Here is a 24,375-nt window from a genome sequence, read left to right on the forward strand (position 1 = left end):
TGCGAGGTCAGGGCGCGCCGGGCGTCGTCGGGCAGGCCCGAGTCGGTCACCAGGACGTCGACCTCGTCGAGGGCGGCGATCCGGGCCAGGCCCACCACGCCCCACTTGGTGTGGTCGGCGAGCACCGTGAGCTGCGTCGCGCAGGCAAGCAGGGCCTGGTTGGTGGCGGCCTCGAGCAGGTTGGGGGTCGTGAGGCCGTCCTGGTCGAGGCCATGCACCCCGAGGTAGGCGGTGTCCACGCGCAGGCGCGACAGCGAGTTGTCGGCCACCGGGCCGACGAGCGCGTCGGACGGCGTGCGCACGCCACCCGTGAGGATCACGTCGAGTCCGGCGGGCGAGGTCGCGGAGTGCAGGGCCTCCGCGACGGGCAGCGAGTTGGTGACGACGGTGAGGGGCCGCAGCGCTGTCGCGGCGGCGATCTCCCGGGCCAGCAGGTGCGTGGTGGTGCCCGCGGACAGCGCCACCGACTGCCCGGGCTCGATCAGGCTCGCGGCGAGCCGGGCGACGGCGGCCTTCTCGGCTGCCGCCCAGCCGCGCTTCGCCTCGAAGCCGGGCTCGTCGGCGGACCGGTGGAGGGTCTCGACGCCGACGGCGCCGCCGTGCACCCGCCGGACCAGCCCGGCTTGGGCGAGTTCGGCGATGTCGCGGCGGACCGTCATGTCGGAGACGCCGAGCTCGTCGACGAGGTCGGCCACGCGCACGGCGCCGTGCGCGTGGACCGCTGCCAGGATGCGCTCCTGGCGAAGGGAGGCCAGCATCCGAACAGTATTCACCATTTCCGAACAACAACCAACAACCGGTTGCTGTTCGGCGACGTCAGCGCCCCGCGGGAGTCAGGCCGAGCGAGCGGCCCGCGAGCCCACGCGATCGCGAGGCCAGCGTCCGCGCCACCCCGCGCAGCGCCACGGCCGCGGGGGAGTCGGGGTGGGCCAGGACCACCGGCGTGCCGGAGTCCCCGTCCTCACGCAGCGTCACGTCCAGCGGCACCTGGCCCAGCAGCGGGACCTCGGCGCCATTCGTCCGGGTGAGGTTCTCCGCCACCCGGGCGCCGCCACCGGCGCCGAACAGCTCGAGCCGGGAGCCGTCCGGCTGCTCGAGCCAGGACATGTTCTCCACGACGCCCACCACGTTCTGGCGGGTCTGCTGCGCCACCGAGCCCGCGCGCTCCGCGACCTCGGCCGCCGCGACCTGCGGAGTCGTCACCACCACGACCTCCGAGGAGGGCAGCAACTGCGCCACGGAGATCGCGATGTCGCCCGTGCCGGGCGGCAGGTCGAGCAGCAGCACGTCCAGGTCGCCCCAGAACACGTCCGCGAGGAACTGCTGCAGCGCACGGTGCAGCATCGGGCCACGCCACACCACCGGCTGCCCCGCCGGCACGAACATGCCGATCGAGACGACCTTCACGTCGAAGGCCACCGGCGGCATCAACATGTCGTCGACCTTCGTCGGCGGCTGCGTGACACCCAGCAGGCGGGGGATCGAGAAGCCGTAGATGTCCGCGTCGATCACGCCGACCCGCAGCCCGTCGGCGGCCATCGCCACCGCCAGGTTCGCCGTCACCGAGGACTTGCCGACACCGCCCTTGCCCGACGCGATCGCGTACACCTTGGTCAGCGACGTCGGCTGCGCGAACGGGATGACCGGCTCCGCCGAGTCGCCGCGCAGCAGCGTGCGCAGCGCCGACCGCTGCTCATTCGACATGACGCCCATGTCGACCCGCACATCGGTGACGCCCTCGACGGTGCGCGCCGCCGCCGTGACATCGGTGGTCAGCGTCGCCTTCAGCGGGCAGCCCGCAGTCGTCAGGTCGATGCCCACCACCACGAGCGGGCCGCCGTCGGTCGCGGCGCCAGGCGTCACGTCGACCGAGCGGACCATCCCGAGCTCGGTGATCGGCTTGCGGATCTCGGGGTCCAGCACCCCGACGAGGGCGCCCCGCACGGCTTCGGCGAGGACAGCAGGATCAAGGGAGGACGACGACATGGACCCATGGTAGGTCGGACCCAGGCTGGGCCCGGTGGGCCGAAGGTCGCTAGGGGGCTCCGTCGCGGCGTGCGTCGTCCGGAACGTCCCGCCCGTCCGTCGGATCGGCGTGCTCAGCCTCCCGCTCGGCCCGCTCTGCGGCCCGCTCCGCCTCGCGCTCCACAGCCAGCTCCTCGAGCAGGTTCCGCAGCTCGGAGCGCACGAAGTCGCGGGTCGCGACCTCGTTCAGGGCGATGCGCAGCGCCGCCATCTCCCGCGCCAGGTACTCCGTGTCGGCGAGGTTCCGCTCGGCGCGCTGCCGGTCCTGCTCCAACGTCACGCGGTCGCGGTCCGTCTGCCGGTTCTGCGCCAGCAGGATCAGCGGCGCCGCGTACGACGCCTGCAAAGACAGCATCAGGGTCAGCGCGGTGAACCCGAGCGCCGCCTTGTCGAACTGCACGCTCGTGGGCGCCCAGGTGTTCCACGCGATCCAGGCCAGGCAGAACAAGGACAGCCACACCAGGAAGCGCGGCGTGCCCATGAAGCGGGCGATGCCCTCCGAGACCTTGCCGAAGGCGTCCTGGTCGAGCCGGACTTTGGGCAGCAGGCTGCGACGGGCGACCTTCGGGGTGTCGAGCCGGTCAGCCACGACGCCCCACATCCCGCGCGGCAGCCGCCCGCGTCCCACTCGGCGGCGTCGGCACGTGCTCGTCGTCCGTCTCGCGCCAGTCCTCGGGCAGCAGGTGGTCCAGCACGTCGTCGACGCTCACCGCGCCCAGCAGGCGGCGCTCGGAGTCCACCACCGGCAGCGCGAGCAGGTTGTACGTCGCGAGGAGCCGGGTCACGTGCAGCAGCGGCGCGTCGGCGGACACGGCCTCGATGTCCGTGTCCACGAGCGCGCCGATCGCCTCGTGTGGGGGATCGCGCAGCATGCGCTGCAGGTGCACCACGCCGATGAACCGCCCCGTGGGGGTCTCCAACGGCGGGCGCACGACGAAGACCATCGAGGCCAGCGCGGGCGCCAGGTCCTGGCGGCGCACATGCGCGAGCGCGGCGGCCACAGGCGTCTCCGGGCCGAGGATCACCGGCTCGGTGGTCATCATGCCGCCCGCGGTGTTCTCCTCATAGGCGAGCAGGCGCCGCACGTCGCGGGCCTCCTCGGGCTCCATCAGTGCGAGCAGCTCGGCCTGCTGCGCATCCGGCAGGCCGCCCAGCAGGTCGGCGGCGTCGTCGGGCTGCATCGCCTCGAGCACGTCCGCGGCGCGGGTCCGCTCCAGGCCGGACAGGATCGCGACCTGGTCGTCCTCGGGCAGCTCCTCGAGGACGTCGGCCAGGCGCTCGTTGTCCAGCGCGGAGGCGACCTCCATCCGCCGCGTCGTCGCCAGGTCGTGCAGCACGTCGGCGAGGTCGGCGGGCTTGAGGTCGTCATAACGGGCGAGCATCAAGGCGGCGCCTTGGGCCACATCGGCGGCGGACAGGCCGGTCACCGAGTCGACGGGCACCAGCACCGTCTCCCCGCGCCGGCGCAGCAGGCCCGTCGTGGGGGAGGCGCGGCGCACGAAGAGCTGCGTGACCCGCCAGTCGCCGTCGCGCTGGCGCTCCATCGCGACATCCTCGATGGTGCCCGTGCCGGAGCCGTCCTTGAACGTCACCGTGCGGTCCAGCAGCTCGCCGACCACGAGCGTCTCGGAGGGGCGCTGCTCGAAGCGCCGCATGTTCACCAGGCCGGTGGAGATCACCTGGCCGGGGTCGATGGCGGTGACACGGGTCAGCGGCAGGAACACGCGACGACGGCCCGGCACCTCGACCACGAGGCCCACCGCCCGTGGCGCGCCCTTCTCCCGGACGAGCGCGACGACATCGCGCACTCGACCGACCTGGTCACCGAGGGGGTCGAAGACGGTGGTGCCGGCGAGGCGCGCGATGAAGACCCGGGTCCCTGCGCTGCTCACGCTGGTCAGGATAGACGCTGGGCCTTGATCGTCGCCCAACACGCGGCGCCGGTGGGAGGGCGGTCTCCGCGGCGTGCGCGCCCGTCGAGGCGCTGGGCGCGCTGATCCTGGCGTGCTAGGGCGCCGTGGGAGAGGATCGGAGTATGTCGTTCACCCGTCAGACCCGTGTGCCCCAGGCCCCGACGCTGCCGCAGGGCGAGCTGGTCGCGTCCTACGGCGCCTATCTCGAGGCCCAGCGCGCCGTGGACCACCTGGCCGACAAGCAGTTCCCCGTGCAGCACGTGACGATCGTCGGCACGGACCTGCGCATGGTGGAGCGGGTCACCGGCCGGCTGTCCTACCCGCGCGTCGCCCTCGCCGGGCTCGCGTCCGGCATGTGGTTCGGGCTGTTCGTCGGCCTGCTGCTGACCTGGTTCTCGTCCGGGTCGGGCTCCACTCCGCCGCTGCTCGCCGCGATCCTCATCGGCGCCGCGTTCGGCGTGCTGTTCTCCGTCATCACCTACGCGTTCACCGGCGGCAAGCGGGACTTCACCTCGTCCTCGCAGATCGTCGCCGCGCAGTACGCGGTGCTGTGCGCGGCCCAGCACGCGCATAAGGCGCGCGCGCTGCTGCAGGAGATCGGCGGCGTGCAGTCCGGCTGGCCGGCCCGGCCAGCGCCGGCGAGCCCCGCCCAGCCGCCGTCCGACCCGTCGGCCGCCTACCCCACACCGCCGGCCCAGCAGCCGCCCAGTGGCTCGCCCACCGCGCCCCCGGTGCAGCCGCCGACGTCCCCGCCCGCAGCCCCGCCCACGAACCCGCAGTAGCCGTCGGCCTGACGCCCGCCCTCAGGTCAGGCGGGCGTCAGCGGCGAGCCCGCCCTCAGGCGGAGCGGCCGGAGATCCGCGCCATCCACGCTTCGATCTCGTCGGGGTCGCGCGGCAGCGCAGCCGAGAGGTTCTCGTTCCCGTCGGCGGTGACCAGCACGTCGTCCTCGATGCGCACCCCGATCCCGCGGTACTCCTCGGGGACCAGCAGGTCGTCGCTCTTGAAGTACAGCCCGGGCTCGATGGTGAACACCATGCCGGGCTCGAGGGTCGCGTCGAGGTACAGCTCGCGGCGGGCCAGCGCGCAGTCGTGCACGTCGAGGCCCAGGTGGTGGCTGGTGCCGTGCACCATCCAGCGGCGGTGCTGCTGGCCCTCGGGGGAGAGCGACTCCTCGACGGAGACGGGCAGCAGGCCCCACTCGCCCAGGCGGGCGGCGATGACCTCCATCGCGGCGGCGTGCACGTCGCGGAACTTGGCGCCCGGGACGGCCACCGCGAACGCGGCGTCGGCGGCGTCGAGCACCGCCTGGTACACGCGGCGCTGCACGTCGGTGAAGACGCCGTCCACCGGCAGGGTGCGGGTGATGTCGGCGGTGTACAGGGAGTCGACCTCCACGCCCGCGTCGATCAGCACGAGCTCGCCGCGCCGCACCTGGCCGTCGTTGTCGGTCCAGTGCAGCGTGGTGGCGTGGTCGCCCGCGGCGGCGATCGTCTCGTAGCCGACGTAGTTGCCCTCCAGGCGGGCGTGCCCGAGGAACGTGCCCTCGATCACGCGCTCGCCGCGCCGGTGCGCCACGGCGGCGGGCAGCTCGGAGACGATCTTCTCGAACCCGGCGATGGTGGTGGCGACGGCCTCGCGCATCTGCTCGACCTCGTAGGCGTCCTTCACGAGCCGCAGCTCGGACAACGCCTCGGCCAGGCGCGCGTCGGCCTCGCCCGCGTCCTCGGCGGCGCGGATCTCCTCGACGACGGCGTCGACGGCCTCGTCCACACCGGAGACCGCGACGAGCTGGACGCCGTCCGGGCCGACATCCTTCGCGAGGGCGTCGCGCAGGTCGTCGAGGTGGGCGGTGCGGATGCCCGTGAGCGTCTCCAAGTCCGCGAACGTGGGCCGCGCGCCGACCCAGAACTCGCCGTAACGCGCGTCGGAGAAGAACTCCTCGCTGTCGCGGCCGGCCGGCGGGCGCACGTAGAGCACCGCCTGGTGCGTGGCGCCGCCCGCGGCCTCGTCATCAGGGTGCAGCACGAGCACCGCGTCGGGCTCCTGCTCGACCCCGAGGCCGGTCAGGTGCGCGAACGCCGAGTGCGGGCGGAACCGGTAGTCGGTGTCGTTCGAGCGGACCTTGAAGGCGCCCGCGGGGATGACGAGCCTCTGGCCGGGGAACTGCGCGCCCAGCCGCTCACGGCGCACGGCCGTGTGCGGCACGGCGGCGCCCGGCTCGGTGGACACGCCCGGGCGGGGCCCCCATCCGGAGGCCATGAACTCCTTGAACGCCGCCGAGGAGGGGCGCTGGGAGCGGTTCTCGCCGCGGCTCTCCAGTGGCTGGTCGCTCGACGGCACGGTCTCGGGGGTCACGTCCTCGCTCATGGTCCCATCCTCGCACCAGTGCCTGACAGGACGGTCGGCAGGGCGGCCCGAGCCCGGGCAACTAAAGTTGTGCGGTGCGCATCGATCTGCATACCCACTCCACGGCCTCGGACGGAACCGAGAGCCCGTCCGACGTCATCGCCGCAGCCACCAGCGCAGGCCTTGACGTCGTCGCCCTCACCGACCACGACACGACCTCCGGCTGGGACGAGGCGGCAGCCGCCGCCCAACAGCACGGCATCGCCCTGGTGCGCGGCGCCGAGATCTCGGCGCGCTCCCACGGGACGAGCGTCCACCTGTTGTCCTACCTGCACGACCCCACCCACCCCGACCTGATGGCCGAGATCGGGCAGACTCGATCGGCCCGGCTCAGCCGCGCCCAGCAGATGGTCGAGCTGCTCGCCGAGGACTACCCGCTGACCTGGGAGCACGTCGTCGCCCAGTCCGGCCCCGACACCGTCGTGGGCCGCCCGCACATCGCCGACGCGCTCGTGGCGCTCGGCGTGGTGCCGAGCCGCGACGCCGCCTTCGCCGACCTGCTCACCGCGGACAGCCGTTACTACGTCCCGCACCACGCGCCCGACGCGGTGGTGGCGGTGCGCGCGATCCGCGCGGCGGGCGGCGTGCCCGTCTTCGCCCACCCCGGAGCCACGGGCCGTGGCCGGATCGTGCCCGACGAGGTGTTCGACGAGCTGGCCGAGGCCGGCCTGGCGGGCATGGAGATCGGCCACCGGGACCACTCCAAGGAGCAGGCAGTGCGGCTGCTGGGCATCGCCGCGCGGCTGGGCATGCTCGTCACGGGGTCCAGCGACTACCACGGCGCCGGCAAGCTCAACCGGCTCGGGGAGCACATGACCCCCGAGGCAGTGCTCGACGCCATCGAGGAGCAGGGACACATCGAGGTGGTGCGCCCGTGAGCGAGTTCTTCGACCCTCGGCTGTTCAGCGAGGTCTTCATCACCCTGTTCGTGATCATGGACCCGCCCGGGGCCGTGCCGATCTTCCTGGCGCTGACCAGCACCTCGACGCGCGCCCAGCGCAATCGCGCGGCGCGCCAGGCGGTGCTGGTGGCGCTCGGCGTGATCATCGGCTTCGCGGTGTTCGGCCAGCAGCTCCTGTCCTACATGCACATCTCGCTGCCGGCGCTGCAGGCGTCCGGCGGCCTGCTGCTGCTGCTCGTGGCGATGGAGCTCCTCACCGGGAAGATGGAGGAGCCGCAGCCCTCGGGCGCGAAGGGCGTGAACGCGGCGATCGTGCCGCTCGGCACCCCGCTGCTCGCCGGGCCGGGCGCCATCGTCGCCACGATGGTGTTCGTGCAGGGCAGCGACGGGGACACCGCGGCGTGGACGTCGATCGTCCTCGCGCTGCTCGCCGTGCACGTGTGCCTGTTCCTGGCGATGCGGTTCGCGAACGTCGTGCACCGCGTGCTCGGTGACTCCGGCACGATCCTCATCTCGCGGATCGCGGGCCTGCTGCTCGCGGCCATCGCCGTGCAGCTCGTGGCGGACGCGGTCATCGCGTTCGTGCAGAACGCCTAGCCGGCCCCCTCGCAGCATGACAAAGGCGAGCCGTCCGAGGACGGCTCGCCTTTGTCATGCGCTCATGCGCTCCGGGTCACTCGGCCGCGGGCGCTGCGCCGCCGTCCGGGCGACGACGGGTGCGACGGCGCGGGCGCCGGGCGCCGCCCTCTGCGGGCGCGGCCGGGGCTGACGTGCCCGCCTCGGCGGCGGGAGCCTCGGTGGTGGGGGCGGTGGCGGCAGCGGACTCCGTGGAGCCGCCGCTGCGACGCCGGCGCTGACGCGTGCGGCCCTCGCCGTCGGCAGGCGCCGAGTCGTCGGAACGCGGACCCCGCGTGCGGCCCTCGCCACCAGCGCCGCCAGCGCGACCGCCCGTGCGGCCGGACTCGCCGCGACCCGAGCCGCGCTCAGACCGTCCGCGGTCGTCAGCACCACCCGTGCGCGCGGGGCGCCCGGTGCGCTTGCCCGTCTCGCCGAGGTCCTCGAGCACCTCGGCGTCGAGCCCGGCACGCGTGCGCGCCGAGCGCGGCAGGCGGCCCTTGGTGCCCTCGGGGATGCCCAGGTCCGTGTACAGGTGCGGGGAGCTGGAGTACGTCTCGACGGGCTCCGGGATGCCCAGGTCCAGCGCCTTGTTGATCAGGCCCCAGCGCGGCACGTCGTCCCAGTCGACGAACGTCACGGCGGTGCCCTTGTGCCCCGCGCGGCCGGTGCGGCCGGTGCGGTGCAGGTACGTCTTCTCGTCCTCGGGGCACTGGTAGTTGACGACGTGCGTCACGTCGTCCACGTCGATGCCGCGCGCGGCGACGTCGGTGGCGACCAGCACGTCGACCTTGCCGTTGCGGAACGCGCGCAGCGCCTGCTCGCGGGCGCCCTGGCCCAGGTCGCCGTGGATCGCGCCGGCGGCGAACCCGCGCTCGATCAGGTCGTCGGCCACCTTGGCGGCGGTGCGCTTGGTGCGGGCGAAGACGATGGTCAGCCCACGGCCCTCGGCCTGCAGCAGCCGCGCGAGCACCTCGACCTTGTCGAGCGCGTGCGCGCGGTAGACGACCTGCTTGATGTTCTTGACGGTCTGGCCGCCGTCATCCGGGTCGTTCGCGCGGATGTGCGTCGGCTGCGTCATGTAGCGGCGGGCCATCGCGACGACGGCGCCGGGCATGGTCGCGGAGAACAGCATGGTGTGGCGCGAGGCGGGCGTGCGCGACAACAGCTTCTCGACGTCGGGCAGGAAGCCCAGGTCGAGCATCTCGTCGGCCTCGTCGAGCACGACGCAGCGCACGCGGGACAGGTCGAGGTAGCCCTGGTTGAGCAGGTCGATCATGCGGCCCGGGGTGCCGACGACGACCTCGACGCCGTTCTTCAACGCGTCGACCTGCGGCTCGTAGGCGCGGCCGCCGTAGAGCTGCACGATGCGCACCGAGCGCAGCGACGACGCGGTCTGCAGGTCGCCGGCCACCTGCACGGCGAGCTCACGGGTGGGCACCACGACGAGGGCCTGCGGCTTGCCCGGCGCGGGCAGCTCGTCGTAGCCCGGCTCGCCCGGAGCCACGACGCGGTGCAGCAGTGGGACGCCGAAGCCCAGCGTCTTGCCGGTGCCGGTCTTCGCCTGGCCGATGATGTCGTGGCCCGACAGCGCGACCGGCAGCGTCATCGCCTGGATCGGGAAGGGGTGGGTGATCCCGGACGCCGCGAGCGCCGCGACGATCTCGGGGCGGACGTCGAAGTCCGCGAAGGACGGGTCGGTGGCCTGCACGCTGGCGTGGCTGGGGTCAGCCGCCGCAGCGCCGGCGATCTCCGGCTCGGTGGTGGTCATATGTGTGACTCTTCACTGCTGGGGTGGCAAGCCGCACGCTTCCCGAGGCTCGTCGCCGTCGGGAGCGGGCATCGCCACGCGAGTTGGCCGGCAGCCGATCGTGAAGGTTCAGTCGCGCGGGGCGCCAAGGCGCTGCCGGCGCGAGGCGGTCGAGACGACCGGGCAACCGATGTACTGGGCCATCCTATCGGACGCGGCTCAGCGCGGAGATAAGATCCTCCGATGACTCCGACGCTGCGCATGGACGCCCACCAGGTCGAACCCGGCGCGGACACGATCGACCTGCTCGGCCTCGTGGCGCAGTTCGAGCTGCAGTCCTTCGCGCGGCTGGCCGCCGACTCCGCCGCCGCCCCCGACCTGGAGCAGCGCCTGCGGCTCAGCCGGCTCGCCGCGGCGGCGGTGACACGCCGCGACCGGGTGCTGGGCCGGATCGCCGAGCTCGGCGGCGACCCCCTCCAGGCGGTCGCCCAGTTCGACGGCGTCCTCGACGACTTCGATGCCCGCACCGCGCCCAGCTCCTGGTGGGAGCGGCTGCTCACGACTTATGTGGGCTACGGCGTGGCTGACGACTTCTGCCGCATCGCCGCGGCCGGGCTGGACGCCGAGTCCCGCGAGCTCGTCGTGGAGCTGCTCCGCGACTCCGAGCACGCGGAGCTGGCCGTCGCCGCCCTGGGCGCCGCGGGATCCGACGACGAGGTGCTGGTGTCCCGGCTCGCGCTGTGGGGGCGGCGGCTCGTCGGCGAGGCGCTCGGGGTCGTGCAGGCCCTGCTGGTCTCACGCCCGGGCCTGGTGCGGCTCGTCGAGCAGGGGTCCGCGGAGGCTGACGCGTCGGCCAAGCTCTTCGGCGAGCTCACGGCGCAGCACACGCGGCGGATGGGACGGCTGGGCCTCACCGCCTGAGCGAGGACGCTCCCCGGGCACGACGCGCGGCCCGGGCTAGACGGGCGACGGGCGCGGCGCGCGGGTGTTCCCACCGGCGTGCCGCGCCCGTCGCGCGCTAGGTCAGATCGCGTTTCAGATGTTGCCGAAGCCCACGCGCCCCTTGGCCTCCGAGCCGATCTCCACGTACCCGATCGACGACGTCGGGATGATGACGCGACGGCCGCGGGAGTCGAGCAGCTCCAGCGCCGGCTTGCCGGCGAGGGCCTCCGTGACCAGGGCGGCGACCTCGTCGGCGCTCTGGTCGGACTCGAGCACCAGCTCGCGCGTCTGGTTCTGTACACCGATCGTGATGTCCACTGACAACGTCTCCTCGCAGCTCTGGTCGGTCCGCCGTGGGTGCCCTGGCCGGTCAGGCAGTGGGACCGTCCACCATCCTAGGTCGGTCCTCGTACTCGAAGTCGCTTCGGATGAGCCCGGCCACCCCGCCCCACGCGAGCCGTGAGATCAGATCGGCGGCCTCAGCGGGCCCGGGCCCGTCCGGGGAGCGGTAGCGGTGGGTCGCGGCGGCCTGCGTCATGGCGATCATGGACGCGGCCAGCATCGCGGCGCTCGCGGCCGGCACCCCTGTGACGTCGACCAGCACCTCGGCGATGCGCCGTGCCGCCTCGGACGTCACGCGCTCGACGTGCTCGCGCACCCCGGCGTCGCGGGTGACGTCCGACTCGAAGAGCAAGGAGGACGACTCGCCGGCCACCTCCACGAAGTCGACGTAGGCCCGCACGATGTCGGCGACCACCGTGCGGCCCTCGCCGGGGCGCACCGGCCCGCTGACCACGGGAGCGACGGCCAACTCGACGGCGGCCAGCAGGTCCTCGCCGCGCTGGTCCACGACGGCGAGGTACAGGTCGAGCTTGGACGGGAAGTGGCGGTACAGGACCGGCTTGCTGACCTCGGCGTGGTCGGCGATGTCATCCATCGAGACGTGGTGGTACCCCTCCGTCGCGAAGAGGCCCTGGGCGATGCGGAGCACCTGGGCGCGGCGGGCGTCGCGGGGCATCCGGGCATTCCGGGGCTTTCCGGTGGTGGCGTCCATCACTCGTCGATCGTAGCCACGGGGCCCCTCCCGAGGTGCGAGGATGGGTCGATGGCCGCGCGTGTGGAGTCCGGGACGAGCCGGGCGCAGACCCGTCGCGCCGCCGCGCGCGCACGTCGCCGCCGCAGGCGCACGGCGTTCGCCGTCGGAGGGGTGGCCCTCATGCTCGGCGGGCTGGGCGGTTGGCTCGGGCCCGCTGGAGGGCTGGACCTGATCCGCCCGACGCAGGAGGCGCCCGTCCCCGCTGCCGCCGACTGGTCTGACCTGGTGCGCGACAAGTCCGCCTCGCGCGGCGACGAGCGCGCCGACCTGACTGTGGACGGGATGGCCGCGGAGGACGTGGCGGCGATCGCCGACGAGGGGGAGGCGCTCGTCGCCGAGGAGGTGCTCGGCGAGGGCGCCGTGGCGCTGCCGCAGCCCAACCTGGGGCTCGCCGACACGGACATCGCCGCCGGGCTGCTCTCACTCGACGTGCCCCGCTCGGCGGGCGGCTCGCTGGTCGTCGTGCCCGGCTCGCAGGCGGCGCCTGGGCCAGGCGCGGTCAAGACCATCCGCATCGAGGTCGAGGCCGGGCTGGACGTCGACCTCGGGCTGTTCGCGCACACCGTGATGAGCACGCTCAACGACCCGCGCGGCTGGGGCGCCGACGGCACGATCAGCTTCGCGCGCACCGACGGCGACGCGGACCTGCGGGTCGTCCTCGCCTCGCCTGCCCTCGTCGACCAGATGTGCGCGCCCCTCGAGACGGTCGGCAAGGTGTCCTGCGGGATCAAGGGCCACGCCGTCCTGAACTACCTGCGCTGGGTCGACGGCTCGCAGGCGTGGGCCGGCGACAAGGTCGGCTACCGCCAGTACCTGGTGAACCACGAGGTGGGCCACGTGCTGGGGCATCGGCATGAGTACTGCGGCGGCGCCGGCGAGCTCGCCCCGCTCATGCAGCAGCAGACCGGCTCGATGGCGCCGTGCAAGCCCAACCCGTGGCCCGCACAGGACGTCTAGGCGTGCCGAGCCGCGTGCGGCCCCGGGTGTCAGCGGCTCGTGATGTGATCGCCCGGTGAACCCCCGTCCCGCCTCCACCGTGCTGCGGCTCGTGCGGCCGGTGCTCGCCGAGGCCGAGGCGTCGGCGGGCCCCCGGCTCGACGCCGACCAGCAGGCCGTGGTCGACTCCGTCGCCGCTGGACAGGACCCTGCGCTGCTCGTGCTCGGGGCGCCCGGGACGGGCAAGACGACAGCGGCGGTCGAGGCGGTGGTGGCAGCGATGGCGGCCGGCGGCCTCGCCCCCGAGGACGTGCTGGTGCTCGCCGCGAGCCGCCGCGCCGCCGCCGAGCTGCGGGACCGGCTCTCGGCTCGACTGCGGCTCACCTCCGGCCAGGCGATGGTGCGGACCGCCCCCGCCGCGGCGTTCGCGGTGCTGCGCGCCCGGGCCGCGCTGCTCGGCGACCCGCCTCCCACCCTGATCTCCGGCCCCGAGCAGGACCTGCTGCTCGCCGAGCTGCTCGCCGGCCACGCCGAGGGGGAGGGCGCCCGCCTGGAGTGGCCTGCGGCGGTCCCGGCCGAGGCGCTGGGCCTGCGGGCGTTCCGCGACGAGCTGCGCGACCTGCTGATGCGGGCCGCCGAGCGTGGCCTGACCCCCGTCGACCTGGCCGAGCTGGGCGCCCGGCACGACCGTCCCGCGTGGGCCGCCGCTGCTGGCCTGTACCAGGAGTACCTCGACGTCACGCTGCTGCGGGCCGGCACACCGGACATGGGCGCCCGCCACGACCCGGCGGTGGTGGTCGACGAGGCCGCCGAGGCTCTGCTCGCTTGGGACGAGGAGGTCGCCGCCGCCCCGCGCCCGCGGTGGCGGGTGGTCGTCGTGGACGACCACCAGGAGAGCACCGCGGCGACGGCGCGGCTGCTGCGCGTGCTCGCCGACGACGGCGCCCGGCTGCTGCTGCTCGCCGACCCCGACGTCGCCGTGCAGGGCTTCCGCGGCGCGAGCCCCGCGCTGGTCGCCCGGGCCGAGGCCGACGGCGGCGGGTTGGGCGAGTTCGGGGCGCGCCGGCTCGTCCTGGGCACGGTGTGGCGCCACGGCGCGCGACTGCGGCAGGCCGCCTCCGACGTGGCCTCGCGGGTGGGGGCGCTCGGCGCCGTCGCCCATCGGCGCGCCGCCGCCGTGGAGGGCGTCGAGCCGGGGACGGCGCGCGTCGCCCTGCTGCCGAGCGCGGCCCAGGAGTCGGCGTACGTCGCGCACGCGCTGCGCAGCGCGCACCTCGAGCACGGCATCGCGTGGGAGCGCATGGCCGTGATCGCGCGGTCGGGGGCGCAGGTCACCGCGCTGCGACGCGCGCTCGCGGGCGCGGCGGTCCCGGTGGCGGTGCTGGGCAGCGATGTGCCGCTGCGCGAGGAGCCTGCGGTGCGCCCGCTGCTCGAGGCGGTGCGCTGTGTGCTGCCCGCCCCGGACGGGTCGGCGGCGCCACTCGACCCGGAGGTCGCCGCGCGCCTGCTGTGCTCCCCGTTGGGCGGCCTCGACGCCGTGGGGCTGCGCCGGGTCCGCCGCGCGCTGCGCGCCGAGGAGATCGACGGCGGCGGCGGGCGCAGCAGCGACGCGCTGCTCGCCGAGGTGCTGGCCGACCCCGCGCACGCCAGCGCCTTGCCCACCACGGTGCGGCGGCCGGTGCTGCGGCTCGCCGAGGTGCTCGCGGCGGGCCGGGCGGCAGCGCTCGCGCCGACCGCCGACCCGCAGACCGTGCTGTGGGCGCTGTGGCACGCCACGGGCCTGTCCGAGACGTGGCGCCGGTCCGCGCTCGCGGGCGGCCCCGGGAGCGCGCGCGCCGACCGCGACCTCGACGCCGTGCTCGCCCTGTTCCGGGCCGCGGAGACGTTCGTGGACCGGCTGCCGCAAGCGCCGCCCGCCGCGTTCGTCGACTGGGTGCTGTCCCAGGACCTGCCCGCCGACACCATCGCCGCGCGCGCCCACCGGGACGCCGTCGCGGTGCTCACCCCGGCGGGCGCCGCCGGGCGCGAGTGGGACGTGGTGGTCGTCGCCGGCGTGCAGGACGGCGTCTGGCCCGACCTGCGCCTGCGCGACTCGCTGCTCGGGGCGCAGACGCTCGTGGAGATCCTCGCCGGGCGCGAGCCCGACGCCGGGCAGCTCGGCGCGGGGGCCCGTGCCGCGGTGCTCGCCGACGAGCTGCGCTCGTTCGCCGTGTCCGTGTCCCGGGCACGCCGGGCGCTGCTCGTCACGGCCGTCGCCGACGCGGACACGCAGCCGTCGCCGTTCGTCGAGCTCATCGAGCCGTGTGAGGCCGATGTGGACCCGCGCAAGGTGATGAGCCCGGCGCCGCTCGACCTGCGCGGCCTCGTCGCCCAGCTCCGCTCGCACCTCGAGGCCACCGCGGTGGGCGGCAGGCCGGACGCGGGCGCCGCCGCGCTCCTGTCCCGGCTCGCGCGCGAGGGCGTGGAGGGGGCGGACCCCGCGCAGTGGCATGGCCTGGCCGAGCCGTCGAGCGACGCCGTGCTGTGGGCGGAGGGCGAGAAGGTGCCCGTGTCCCCGTCCAAGGTCGAGACGGCGTCGACGTGCGCGCTGCGGTGGGCGCTCGAGGCGGCGGGCGGGACGGCCGCCGAGAGCTCGGGGCAGTCGCTCGGCACCCTGGTGCACGCCATCGCGCAGACCTACCCGCACGGCTCCCACGACGAGCTGCTCGCCGAGCTGGACCGCCGTTGGCCCGAGCTGGGCCTCGGCGAGGGCTGGCCCGCGATGGTGCAGCGCCGCCGCGCCGAGGGCATGGTGCGGCGACTGGCGCAGTACGTCCGCTCCTCCGGGGAGCCGCTGCTGGTCGAGGGCAGGTTCGAGCTCGAGCTGGACCGCGCCGTCGTGCGCGGCAGCGTGGACCGGGTCGAGCTCGCGTCCGACGGGTCGTCGGACGAGCCGCCGCTGGTGCGGGTGAGCGACCTCAAGACGGGGCGCAGCGCGCCGTCGGTGGCCAAGGCCACAGAGAACGCGCAGCTCGGCGCGTACCAGCTCGCCGTCGACGAGGGCGCCTTCGACGGGCTGCCGCCCGGGGCCCGCAGCGCAGGCGCGCAGCTCGTCTTCGTGTCCGACGTCGGCAAGGGGCCCACGCTGCGTGTGCAGCCGCCGCTCGAACGCGAGGACGACGGGTCCACCTGGGCGCGCACGCTCATCGAGGACGTGGCCGGGCAGATGGCCGGATCGACGTTCACCGCGTCTCCGAACGACCTGTGCTCGCGGTGCCCGGTGCGCCGCAGCTGCCCCGCGCAGGACGAGGGCGCGCAGGTGGTCGAATGAGCACCGTGCCACCCGCAGACCCCCGGCTCTCCGCCGCCGCCATCGCCGAGCTGCTCGGCAAGCCCGCGCCCACGGACGAGCAGACGGCCGTCATCGAGGCGCCGCTGCGCCCCTCGCTCGTCGTCGCCGGCGCGGGCTCCGGCAAGACGGAGACGATGGCCGGGCGCGTCGTCTGGCTGATCGCCAACGGCGTCGTCGCGCCCGAGCAGGTGCTGGGCCTGACGTTCACCCGCAAGGCCGCCGGCGAGCTCGGCGACCGGGTCCGCCACCGGCTGCGCCACCTCGCCCGGGCCGCCGCCCAGGCCGGACTCACCCTGCCCGGTCTGACGGCCGCGGAGCAGGGCGCCGGGCTGCTCGACCTGGCCCGACCCACCATCTCGACGTACAACTCCTACGCCGCGTCCCTGGTCACCGACCATGCGATGCGGCTCGGCATCGAGCCCACGTCGCGGCTGCTCGGCGAGGCCGCCCAGTGGCAGCTCGCCTCCGAGGTGGTGGAGTCCTGGACCGGGGACCTCGACACCGAGGCCGCCGTCTCCACGGTGGTGGAGGCCGTCCTCACGCTGTCCGGGGCCCTCGACGAGCACCTGCTGACCCCCGCCCAGGCGCAGGCCGGCATCGAGGACATCATCGAGGCGATCCAGGCGACGCCCTCCGGCGAGCCGCCCCGCGCGCACTACGCCGCCGTGCAGACGCTGCTCGGCTCGCTGGGCCAGCGGGTGCGGATACTCGACCTGGTCGAGGACTACCGCCGTCGAAAGCGCGCCGCCGACGCGCTCGACTTCGGCGACCAGGTGGCGCTGGCGGCGCGCCTGGCCCGTGACGTGCCCGAGGTGGGCGCGGGGGAGCGGGCCCGGTTCGCGGTGGTGCTCCTCGACGAGTACCAGGACACGTCCTACGCCCAGCTCAGCCTGCTGGCGGCGTTGTTCGGCGACGGGCACCCCGTCACGGCCGTCGGCGACCCGCACCAGTCGATCTACGGCTGGCGGGGCGCCAGCGCCGGGGGCCTCGAGCGGTTCCCCGAGACGTTCCCTGTCGTCGAGGTCGTCGAGCACGAGGCCGGCGTGGTCTCGCGGCGGCCCGCCGACGTCCACCAGCTCTCGACGTCATGGCGCAACGACACGGCGATCCTCGCGGCGGCGAACCATGTGGCCAGCCCGCTGCGCAGGGCGAGCACCCGTGTGGAGGTCCCGCAGCTCGCGGTCCGCCCCGGCGCCGGGCCCGGCCAGGTGCTGGCCCACGTCGCGGCGACCGTCGAGGAGGAGGCAGCCACCGTCGCCCGGTTCCTCGCCCAGCGCTGGCGGCCCGCCGGGCCCGGCACGGCACGGGTGACCGCCGCGGTGCTGTGCCGCAAGCGCTCGCAGTTCACGGCCCTGCGCCGTGCGCTGCGCGAGGAGGGCCTGCCGGTCGAGGTCGTGGGGCTCGGCGGGCTGCTCTCGGCCCCCGAGGTGGTCGACCTCGTCGCCGCGCTGCAGGTCGCGCACGACCCCTCGCGCGGCGACGCCCTGATGCGGCTGCTGACCGGCGCCCGCACCCGGCTCGGCGCCGCAGACCTGCACGCCCTGGCGGCGTGGTCCGCCGAGCTCGCCGCCGGCCTCGGTCGCCGCCACGGGCCTGTGGCCGACGACCAGGCAGTGCTCGAGGGCGACGTGGTGGACGAGCGGAGCATCGTCGACGCCCTCGACCAGCTCCCACCGCCGGGCTGGCGCAGCGCCTCCGGCCGCTCGCTCACCGACACCGCCCGCGGTCGGCTGGTCGAGCTCGGCCAACTGCTGCGGGTGCTCCGCGCGCACACCTACCTCTCCCTGCCGGAGCTCGTGGGCGAGGCCGAGCGGCTGCTCGGCCTGGACATCGAGGTCGCCTCCCGGGCGGGGGTGTCCGCAGGGCGGGCGCGCGCGCACCTGGACGCGTTCCGCGACGTCGCGGTCCGGTTCTCCGACAGCGCCGACACCCCCACCCTCGGCGCGTTCCTCGCCTGGCTCGCCGCCGCGGAGTCGCATGAGCGCGGCCTGGACATGCCGGTGGCCGAGCCCGACCCCGACGCCGTGCAGCTCATCACGATCCACGCCGCCAAGGGCCTGGAGTGGGATGTGGTGGCCGTCGCCGGGATGGTCGACGGCGGCTTGCCCGCGATCCGGACCCAGGGCAAGGACGGCCCCCGTGACTCGGGGTGGCTGACCGGCCTGGGCACGCTGCCCTACCCGTTGCGCGGCGACCGCGCGGACCTGCCGGCGCTGGACTGCGCCGGCGCCGCCGACCCGAAGGACCTCGAGTCGCGCCGACGCCTGTTCGAGCAGGCCTCCGGTGACCACCAGGTCGCCGAGGAGCGCCGCCTGGCCTATGTGGCCCTCACCCGTGCGCGGTCCGCGCTGCTGCTCACCGGAGCCTGGTGGGGCGAGGCGCAGCGCCCCCGGCCACCGTCGCTCTTCCTGACCGAGCTCGCCGAGGCGGGCTTGGTCGAGGACGCCCACTGGGCCGCCGAGCCCGAGGCCGGCGCCGTGAGCCCGCGCGAGGTCGGCGAGGAGCCGCCGGTGTGGCCCGCCGACCCGTTCACGCGCGGCAGCGCCCATGCCGGGTCCCGGCGGGCCGCTGTGGAGTCCGCCGCCGACGCGGTGCGCGCCGCGATGGCGGCCTCGCCCGTGGCTCCGGCGGCTGGCGGCTCCGACCCCGCAGGCATGCGCGCTGGCGGCCTCGCCGTCGACCCCGCGACGGCTGCCACGGAGGCTGGCGCCGGCGTGAAGATCGACCTCGGGACCCGCTGGGACCGCACCGCCGAGTTGCTGCTGCGCGAGCGCGAGCGCACGTCGCGGCCGTCGACGGACGTCGAGCTGCCCGCGCACCTGTCCGCGTCCGCCGTGGTGCGCCTGGCCTCCGACCCGCAGGAGTTCGCACGCGCGCTGCGTCGGCCCGTGCCGCTCGAGCCGTCGCCGCAGGCCCGCCGGGGCACCGCGTTCCACGCGTGGGTGGAGGGCTGGTTCGGCGCGTCGAGCCTTGTCGACCTGGACGACCTGCCCGGCGCCGACGACGACTCCGTGGCCGTGGACGCCGACCAGCGCGCGCTGCGCGAGGCGTTCCTCGCCACCGAGTGGGCGCAGCGCACCCCGCTCGAGGTGGAGGTCGACATCGAGACGGTGGTCGCCGGGTACGTGCTCCGCTCCCGCGTGGACGCCGTGTTCCGCGACCCCGAGCGGCCCGACGCGGAGGACGCGGTGGTGGTCGTCGACTGGAAGACCGGCGCCCCGCCCACCGACCCGCTCGCCGCCGCCGCACGGGAGCTGCAGCTGGCCGTGTACCGGCTGGCGTGGTCGCGCTGGAAGGGCACGCCGCTGGACCGGGTCAGCGCGGCCTTCTGCTACGTGGGCGCGGGCCGCACGGTGCGACCCGAGCGGCTGCTCGACGAGGCGGAGATCACCGCTCTGCTCGAGGCCGCCGCCGCGCGCCGCGACGCTGCCGCCGACGCGCCGGGACCGGCGCCGACCCCGGTGGCGGTCGCGGCGAGCGGGCAGGACGTCAGGTGACGGCGTCGGCCTCGTCGGCGGCCTGGGTGTGCTCGTCGAGCTCGACGAGCATCTGCACCGCGTCGGCCACCACGTCGTCCTGGCCGGACCGCACGCCGTAGAGCAGCCAGCGGGCGAGGGCCAGCTCCCCGGCGAGCAGCGCGCGCTCGGCCAGGTGCGGGTCGATGAGCTCGGTGCGCCGCAGCTGGTAGGCCTCCATGATCGAGTCCACCGCCTCCTGCGGGGCCGCGACGAGCAGCCAGGAGAGGTCGTCGGCGGGGTCGGCGACCTTCGCGTCGCTCCAGTCGAGGATCCCGGTCACCGCGCCACCGGCGGTGAGCACGTGCTCGGTGGTGAGGTCCCCGTGCACGATCGTCGGCCGGAAGCGCCACAGGGCCACGTCCTCGAGGCGCTCCTCCCACCGGCGCAGCAGCGTCGGCGGCACCTTGCCGGTGCGGGCAGCCTCGTCGACCTCTGACTGGCGGCGGCGGCGGTACGCCTCGGCGTCGTAGACGGGCAGGCCGGCGTTCTCCACGAGCGACGTCGGCAGCTCGTGCAGGGCGGCGATGGCCCGCCCGAGCGACGCCGCGAGCCCGGGGCCGGGACCGAGCGTCTCGAGGCGCAGGGGGACGCCGGGCACCTCGGGGTAGACGACGGCCCTGCCACCCTCGGGCAGGTGCGCGAACCCGGTGGTGCGCGGCACGTCGAACGGCAGGCGCTCGGCGTCGGCCTCGGCGGCGAGGCCTTCGAGCAGCTCCACCTCCGCCTCGAGGGCGGCGCCCGCGGCGGGGTGCACGGGCGCGCGGACGACCCAGCGGCGCTGGGTCGAGTCGATGACGATGGCGGAGTCGTAGTCGCCGCCTGAGCCTGCGGCCCTGCGGGCGTCGAAGGCGTCGAGACCGGGCACTGCGACCGTTGCCAGGGCGGCGAGGGCAAGGGGTGAGCGTGGCACCCGCTCAGCCTAGGCGGCGGCCCGGCCGGGTGCTGGCACGACCACTGGCGTGTCTGGGATGTCCCGAATGTGGTGACTCGGTGGACGTGTCGTGAACCTCCTGCGAGGTCCGCGTACCGTGACGGGGTGAATTCCGCCGAGCTCCCCCTGGCCCGGATCCGCACTGACCGGGCAGCCGACGTCAGGTCGCGCCCCGGTCTGATGGCCTCGTTGTTGACCGATCCGGCCACCCGCGTGCTGTTGGTGCACGCCGGCTCGGTGGCGACGCGCACCGGCTCTGACGGCCGGCCCGAGCTGACGTTGTTCGGCGCCGGCGAGGCGGCGCTGCTGGCCCCGGGAGGCCGCCTGCCGGAGGGCTGGGTGTTCCTCGGGTATGACGACGCCGACGGCCTGCCGGGCCTCGCCCCGCATGAGACCCGGCCAGAGGGGGCCACGCCCTACCTGGCCCGGCTGGTCCCTGATCGCGAGACCGCTGTGCTGCTCCGCGGCGACCGCTGGACGCCGCTACGCGATGTGGGCGTCGAGTTGTCGGCCCGCGACGCGGGGCTGGCCACCGCCGCCGTCGCCCTCGAGGGGTGGCACTCGCGCCATCCCCGCTGCCCGCGCTGCGGGGCTCCCACGCAGTCGGAGAGCGGCGGCTGGGTGCGCCGATGCGTGGAGGACGGCAGCGAGCACTACCCGCGCACCGACCCCGCGGTGATCATGGCCGTGGTCGACGAGCAGGACCGGCTGCTGCTGGGCCACGGGGCGCTGTGGCCCGAGAACCGGTTCTCGACGCTGGCCGGCTTCGTCGAGCCGGGGGAGTCGATCGAGCACGCGGTGCGCCGCGAGGTCCGCGAGGAGACGGGCGTGGTCGTGGGCGCCGTGGAGTACCGGGGCAGCCAGCCGTGGCCGTTCCCCGCCTCGCTCATGCTCGGGTTCCGGGCCACGGCGCTGTCGACGGACATCACCGTGGACGGCCTGGAGGTCACCGAGGCGCGCTGGTTCGCCCGCCTGGAGCTGCGCGCCGCGGTGCGCTCGGGCGCCGTGCAGCTCCCGAGCCGCACCTCGATCGCCCGCGCCCTGATCGAGGAGTGGTACGGCTCGGAGCTGCCCGAGCCGCTGTGACCTCGACGTGCCTCAGTTGCTGAGCCGTCAGTTGCTGAGCCGCGCCTGCACCTCGGCCAGCGACGGGTTCGTCGCCGAGGTGCCGTCGGGGAACAGCACCGTCGGGACCGTCTGGTTGCCGCCGTTGGCCTGCTCGACGAACGCCGCGGCGTCGGGGTGCTCCTCGATGTTGACCTCCGTGTAGCCGATCCCGACGGAGTCGAGCTGCGACTTGAGCCGCCGGCAGTACCCGCACCAGGTGGTCGAGTACATGGTGATCGTCCCGGCGTCGGGGGTCTGCGTGCTCATGCGTCCTCTGCTCTCTCTCGGGTGACGGCCTCGGGTGACGGCCCGCTTGGCGCGGCCAAGCCTGCCGCAGATGAACGCCCGGGGCTGCCCGTTCTCTTCCCGCGCCCGGAGCCGGGGGCTGTGGGCACGGGCCGGAGCGTCGGCGGGGGCTGAGACAATCGGCAGCGATGTCTGCTGATGAACTCCTCGAAGCCCTCGACCCCGAACAGCGTGAGGTGGCCCTCGCCCTGACCGGGCCCGTGTGCGTGCTCGCGGGCGCGGGCACCGGGAAGACCCGCGCCATCACCCACCGCATCGCATACGGCGTGCGCACCGGCGTGTACAAGCCGACGTCGGTGCTGGCCGTCACGTTCACGGCCCGGGCAGCGGGGGAGATGCGGACGCGGCTGCGCGAGCTCGGCGTGGCGGGGGTGCAGGCCCGCACCTTCCACGCCGCGGCGCTGCGGCAGCTCGGGTTCTTCTGGCCGAAGGTCGTCGGCGGGGCTCCGCCGCGCATCCTGGAGCACAAGGCGCCGGTGGTGGCGGAGGCCGCGCAGCGCCTCAACCTGTCCGTCGACCGGATCGGCGTGCGCGACCTCGCCTCCGAGATCGAGTGGTCGAAGGTCTCCCTCGTCACGCAGGACGACTACGTGCGCGCCGCGACGGCGCTGGACCGCCCGGCCCCGGCGGGCTTCGACCGGCAGGCCGTGGCGCGGCTGCTGGACGTCTACGAGCAGGTCAAGACCGAGCGTGGCGTCATCGACTTCGAGGACGTGCTGCTGCTGCTCGCCGCCCTGTTGGAGAGCCGGGGCGACGTGGCCGCCGAGGTCCGGGCCCAGTACAAGCACTTCGTGGTCGACGAGTACCAGGACGTCTCGCCGCTGCAGCAGTTCCTGCTCGACCAGTGGCTGGGCGGGCGCCAGGAGATCTGCGTCGTGGGCGACCCCAGCCAGACCATCTACTCGTTCACCGGCGCCACGCCCCACCACCTGCTCACGTTCTCCCACACCCGGCCCACGGCGCAGGTCGTGCGGCTCGTGCGCGACTACCGCTCCACGCCGCAGGTCGTCGGGCTCGCGAACCGGCTCCTGTCCAAGGCGTCACGCGGCCAGTCGGGCGTCCACGCGCCGCTCGAGCTGGTGGCGCACCGCCCCGCGGGCCCGCCTGTGGGGTACACGGCGTACGACGATGACGACGCCGAGGCCGCGGGGATCGCCGCCCGGATCGGACGGTTGATCGCCGCGGGCACGCGCCCGAGCGAGATCGCTGTGCTGTACCGCACGAACGCCCAGTCGGAGCCCTTCGAGCAGGCGCTCGCGTCCGCCGGCATCGGCTACCTGGTGCGCGGCGGCGACAGGTTCTTCGCCCGCCGCGACGTGCGGGACGCGATCCTGCTGCTGCGCGGCGCGGGGCGCGCGGCCGGGGCCGACGAGCCGATGCCGCAGCTCGTGCGGGATGTGCTGCTCGCCGTCGGCTGGGCGCCTGAGCCACCGGCGGCCCGCGGCGCCGCCCGCGAGCGGTGGGACGCGATGCAGGCGCTCGTGGCGCTCGCGGACGACCTCGCGGCCACCGCTGAGCGGGAGGGCCGGCAGGCGATGCTGCCCGACCTCGTCGCTGAGCTCGACGAGCGCGCGGCGACGCAGCACGCGCCCACCGTCGAGGGCGTCACCCTGGCCTCGTTGCACGCCGCCAAGGGGTTGGAGTGGGACGCGGTGTTCCTCGCGGGCATGAGCGAGGGGCTCATGCCGATCTCGCTCGCGGAGACGGACGCCGCGATCGCCGAGGAGCGCCGCCTGCTGTACGTCGGCATCACCCGGGCCCGCGAGCACCTCGAGCTGTCCTATGCCCGTGCCCGGAACCCCGGCGGGCGCGCGTCCCGTCGGCGCACCCGATTCCTGGACGGGCTGTGGCCGCAGGACGACCGGCCTGCGACGCGGACGGGCCGGCCCTCGCGCGGCACGGCCGTCCCCGCCGACGTCGACCCCGAGCTGCTGTCCCGGCTGATGGAGTGGCGCGCGCAGGTCGCCACGGAGACCTCGAAGCCCACGTACACGGTGCTGAACGAGGCCGCGCTGATGGGCATCGCCGCCCAACGGCCGTCGACGGTGGCCGAGCTCGCACGGGTCAATGGCATCGGGCCAGCGAAGATCGACAGGTTCGGGGCGACGCTCCTGGCCATCGTCGCGGGTGATTCGCCCGGGTGAGGACGCCTTCCTCCCGGCCGGGCGGAGGCAGCGGAGCCGCGATGAGAAACTCGTCCAAGAATTCGCGAATAAAAGAGTTGTGCCGCTTGATGAGCGACGCATAACCTGTCTGTCGTCCCTGTAGGAGGGCCGTGCCGAAGAGGCGCTGGCCCGAGTTGAGAGGAGGTGGGTGCACTGATGGAGACCAAGAAGCGCAACGTGATCAGCACGATCGCGTACACGCCGCGTCCCGCTGCGCCCATCTCCGGCATGCGCCAGGGCTGGTCGGTGTTTGGCGCCACGACGTCCGTCATTCCGGCGGCCGGCAAGACGGCAGGCGGCTTCCCGGCGCCTGCTGCCCGTGGCGCTCGGCTCCGCCTTGGGGCTCTCGCGGCTGCTGTCGGCGGCCCACCCGACTCCGCATCACACCTGACGGTCTGACCGACCGAATCCAGGCCGCGGAGTCCTCACT

At 74.6% G+C, this 24,375-nt stretch carries 20 protein-coding genes; 10 read left to right on the forward strand and 10 right to left on the reverse strand.

The window, feature by feature from the left end; all coding sequences use genetic code 11:
• The 4 genes from QUV83_RS14905 to QUV83_RS14920 form a co-directional block, all read right to left on the reverse strand.
• Positions 1-758 (reverse strand): DeoR/GlpR family DNA-binding transcription regulator (locus QUV83_RS14905; RefSeq protein WP_289565696.1); only part of this gene is annotated, 758 nt, incomplete at its 3' end.
• Between the two features lie 58 nt (positions 759-816).
• On the reverse strand, positions 817-1,986 hold the full coding sequence (locus tag QUV83_RS14910) for an Mrp/NBP35 family ATP-binding protein (protein ID WP_289565698.1): 1,170 nt from the start codon (positions 1,984-1,986) through the stop codon (positions 817-819).
• 49 nt (positions 1,987-2,035) lie between these two features.
• Positions 2,036-2,614, reverse strand: a complete 579-nt coding sequence (locus QUV83_RS14915; protein WP_289565700.1) for a DUF1003 domain-containing protein — start codon at positions 2,612-2,614, stop codon at positions 2,036-2,038.
• Positions 2,607-3,917 (reverse strand): magnesium transporter MgtE N-terminal domain-containing protein, encoded by a 1,311-nt coding sequence (locus tag QUV83_RS14920; protein WP_289565702.1) that lies wholly within the window; start codon positions 3,915-3,917, stop codon positions 2,607-2,609. Before QUV83_RS14920 ends, QUV83_RS14915 begins: the two co-directional genes overlap by 8 nt.
• Positions 3,918-4,060: 143 nt before the next feature.
• Here QUV83_RS14920 and QUV83_RS14925 point away from each other — a divergent pair, with 143 nt between their 5' ends.
• Positions 4,061-4,720: a general stress protein gene (locus QUV83_RS14925; RefSeq protein WP_289565704.1), complete on the forward strand. Its 660-nt coding sequence runs from the start codon at positions 4,061-4,063 to the stop codon at positions 4,718-4,720.
• 55 nt (positions 4,721-4,775) lie between these two features.
• On the opposite strand, the gene QUV83_RS14930 is transcribed toward QUV83_RS14925, so the two are convergent.
• A complete protein-coding gene (locus QUV83_RS14930; RefSeq protein ID WP_289565706.1) occupies positions 4,776-6,308 on the reverse strand; it encodes an aminopeptidase P family protein in 1,533 nt (510 codons plus the stop codon).
• Between the two features lie 74 nt (positions 6,309-6,382).
• Here QUV83_RS14930 and QUV83_RS14935 point away from each other — a divergent pair, with 74 nt between their 5' ends.
• Complete coding sequence (locus tag QUV83_RS14935) at positions 6,383-7,225, forward strand: PHP domain-containing protein (protein WP_289565708.1); 843 nt, start codon at positions 6,383-6,385, stop codon at positions 7,223-7,225.
• Positions 7,222-7,845 carry a MarC family protein gene (locus tag QUV83_RS14940; RefSeq protein ID WP_289565709.1) on the forward strand — a complete coding sequence of 208 codons (624 nt, stop codon included), beginning with the start codon at positions 7,222-7,224 and terminating at the stop codon, positions 7,843-7,845. Before QUV83_RS14935 ends, QUV83_RS14940 begins: the two co-directional genes overlap by 4 nt.
• 76 nt (positions 7,846-7,921) lie before the next feature.
• On the opposite strand, the gene QUV83_RS14945 is transcribed toward QUV83_RS14940, so the two are convergent.
• A complete protein-coding gene (locus QUV83_RS14945; protein WP_289565710.1) occupies positions 7,922-9,634 on the reverse strand; it encodes a DEAD/DEAH box helicase in 1,713 nt (570 codons plus the stop codon).
• A 222-nt stretch (positions 9,635-9,856) separates the two neighbouring features.
• Between QUV83_RS14945 and QUV83_RS14950 the strand changes: the two genes are divergently transcribed.
• A complete protein-coding gene (locus tag QUV83_RS14950; protein ID WP_289565711.1) occupies positions 9,857-10,534 on the forward strand; it encodes a ferritin-like fold-containing protein in 678 nt (225 codons plus the stop codon).
• 114 nt (positions 10,535-10,648) lie between these two features.
• Here the strand turns inward: QUV83_RS14950 and QUV83_RS14955 are convergent, their stop codons facing one another.
• On the reverse strand, positions 10,649-10,873 hold the full coding sequence (locus tag QUV83_RS14955; protein ID WP_289565712.1) for a DUF3107 domain-containing protein: 225 nt from the start codon (positions 10,871-10,873) through the stop codon (positions 10,649-10,651).
• Between the two features lie 52 nt (positions 10,874-10,925).
• On the reverse strand, positions 10,926-11,573 hold the full coding sequence (locus QUV83_RS14960) for a TetR/AcrR family transcriptional regulator (protein WP_289565714.1): 648 nt from the start codon (positions 11,571-11,573) through the stop codon (positions 10,926-10,928).
• Positions 11,574-11,660: 87 nt separating this feature from the next.
• Between QUV83_RS14960 and QUV83_RS14965 the strand changes: the two genes are divergently transcribed.
• The 3 genes from QUV83_RS14965 to QUV83_RS14975 are packed head-to-tail and all read left to right on the forward strand — an operon-like array spanning position 11,661 to position 19,415.
• Complete coding sequence (locus tag QUV83_RS14965; protein ID WP_289565716.1) at positions 11,661-12,608, forward strand: DUF3152 domain-containing protein; 948 nt, start codon at positions 11,661-11,663, stop codon at positions 12,606-12,608.
• A gap of 55 nt (positions 12,609-12,663) precedes the next feature.
• Entirely contained in the window at positions 12,664-15,897 is a 3,234-nt protein-coding gene (locus QUV83_RS14970; RefSeq protein ID WP_289565718.1) for an ATP-dependent helicase, read from the forward strand.
• Positions 15,894-19,415 (forward strand): ATP-dependent DNA helicase, encoded by a 3,522-nt coding sequence (locus QUV83_RS14975; protein WP_289565720.1) that lies wholly within the window; start codon positions 15,894-15,896, stop codon positions 19,413-19,415. Before QUV83_RS14970 ends, QUV83_RS14975 begins: the two co-directional genes overlap by 4 nt.
• Here QUV83_RS14975 and QUV83_RS14980 read toward each other — a convergent pair.
• On the reverse strand, positions 19,408-20,346 hold the full coding sequence (locus tag QUV83_RS14980; RefSeq protein ID WP_289565722.1) for a macrolide 2'-phosphotransferase: 939 nt from the start codon (positions 20,344-20,346) through the stop codon (positions 19,408-19,410). The two genes, QUV83_RS14975 and QUV83_RS14980, sit on opposite strands and share 8 nt — an antisense overlap.
• Before the next feature lie 126 nt (positions 20,347-20,472).
• On the opposite strand from QUV83_RS14980, the gene nudC reads away from it, so the two are divergent.
• On the forward strand, positions 20,473-21,453 hold the full coding sequence (gene nudC, locus QUV83_RS14985) for an NAD(+) diphosphatase (protein ID WP_289565724.1): 981 nt from the start codon (positions 20,473-20,475) through the stop codon (positions 21,451-21,453).
• A gap of 27 nt (positions 21,454-21,480) precedes the next feature.
• On the opposite strand, the gene QUV83_RS14990 is transcribed toward nudC, so the two are convergent.
• Positions 21,481-21,741: a mycoredoxin gene (locus QUV83_RS14990; protein ID WP_289565726.1), complete on the reverse strand. Its 261-nt coding sequence runs from the start codon at positions 21,739-21,741 to the stop codon at positions 21,481-21,483.
• A gap of 167 nt (positions 21,742-21,908) precedes the next feature.
• Between QUV83_RS14990 and QUV83_RS14995 the strand changes: the two genes are divergently transcribed.
• Positions 21,909-23,924 (forward strand): ATP-dependent helicase, encoded by a 2,016-nt coding sequence (locus QUV83_RS14995; protein WP_289565728.1) that lies wholly within the window; start codon positions 21,909-21,911, stop codon positions 23,922-23,924.
• A 177-nt stretch (positions 23,925-24,101) separates the two neighbouring features.
• Positions 24,102-24,344, forward strand: a complete 243-nt coding sequence (locus QUV83_RS15000; RefSeq protein ID WP_289565730.1) for a hypothetical protein — start codon at positions 24,102-24,104, stop codon at positions 24,342-24,344.
• The last annotated feature ends 31 nt before the right edge of the window (positions 24,345-24,375 follow it).

The organism is Cellulomonas cellasea, from assembly GCF_030372105.1.
GTDB classification, from domain to species: Bacteria; Actinomycetota; Actinomycetes; order Actinomycetales; family Cellulomonadaceae; genus Cellulomonas_A; species Cellulomonas_A cellasea_A.

What these genes read in the sequence shown, in the direction of transcription:
- QUV83_RS14965 (WP_289565716.1), top strand. Translation starts at nt 11,661, where the DNA reads ATGGCCGCGCGTGTGGAGTCCGGGACGAGCCGGGCGCAGACCCGTCGC.
- QUV83_RS14950 (WP_289565711.1), top strand. Translation starts at nt 9,857, where the DNA reads ATGACTCCGACGCTGCGCATGGACGCCCACCAGGTCGAACCCGGCGCG.
- QUV83_RS15000 (WP_289565730.1), top strand. Translation starts at nt 24,102, where the DNA reads ATGGAGACCAAGAAGCGCAACGTGATCAGCACGATCGCGTACACGCCG.
- QUV83_RS14930 (WP_289565706.1), bottom strand. Translation starts at nt 6,308, where the DNA reads ATGAGCGAGGACGTGACCCCCGAGACCGTGCCGTCGAGCGACCAGCCA.
- QUV83_RS14975 (WP_289565720.1), top strand. Translation starts at nt 15,894, where the DNA reads ATGAGCACCGTGCCACCCGCAGACCCCCGGCTCTCCGCCGCCGCCATC.
- QUV83_RS14925 (WP_289565704.1), top strand. Translation starts at nt 4,061, where the DNA reads ATGTCGTTCACCCGTCAGACCCGTGTGCCCCAGGCCCCGACGCTGCCG.
- QUV83_RS14995 (WP_289565728.1), top strand. Translation starts at nt 21,909, where the DNA reads ATGTCTGCTGATGAACTCCTCGAAGCCCTCGACCCCGAACAGCGTGAG.
- QUV83_RS14945 (WP_289565710.1), bottom strand. Translation starts at nt 9,634, where the DNA reads ATGACCACCACCGAGCCGGAGATCGCCGGCGCTGCGGCGGCTGACCCC.
- QUV83_RS14910 (WP_289565698.1), bottom strand. Translation starts at nt 1,986, where the DNA reads ATGTCGTCGTCCTCCCTTGATCCTGCTGTCCTCGCCGAAGCCGTGCGG.
- QUV83_RS14990 (WP_289565726.1), bottom strand. Translation starts at nt 21,741, where the DNA reads ATGAGCACGCAGACCCCCGACGCCGGGACGATCACCATGTACTCGACC.
- QUV83_RS14960 (WP_289565714.1), bottom strand. Translation starts at nt 11,573, where the DNA reads ATGCCCCGCGACGCCCGCCGCGCCCAGGTGCTCCGCATCGCCCAGGGC.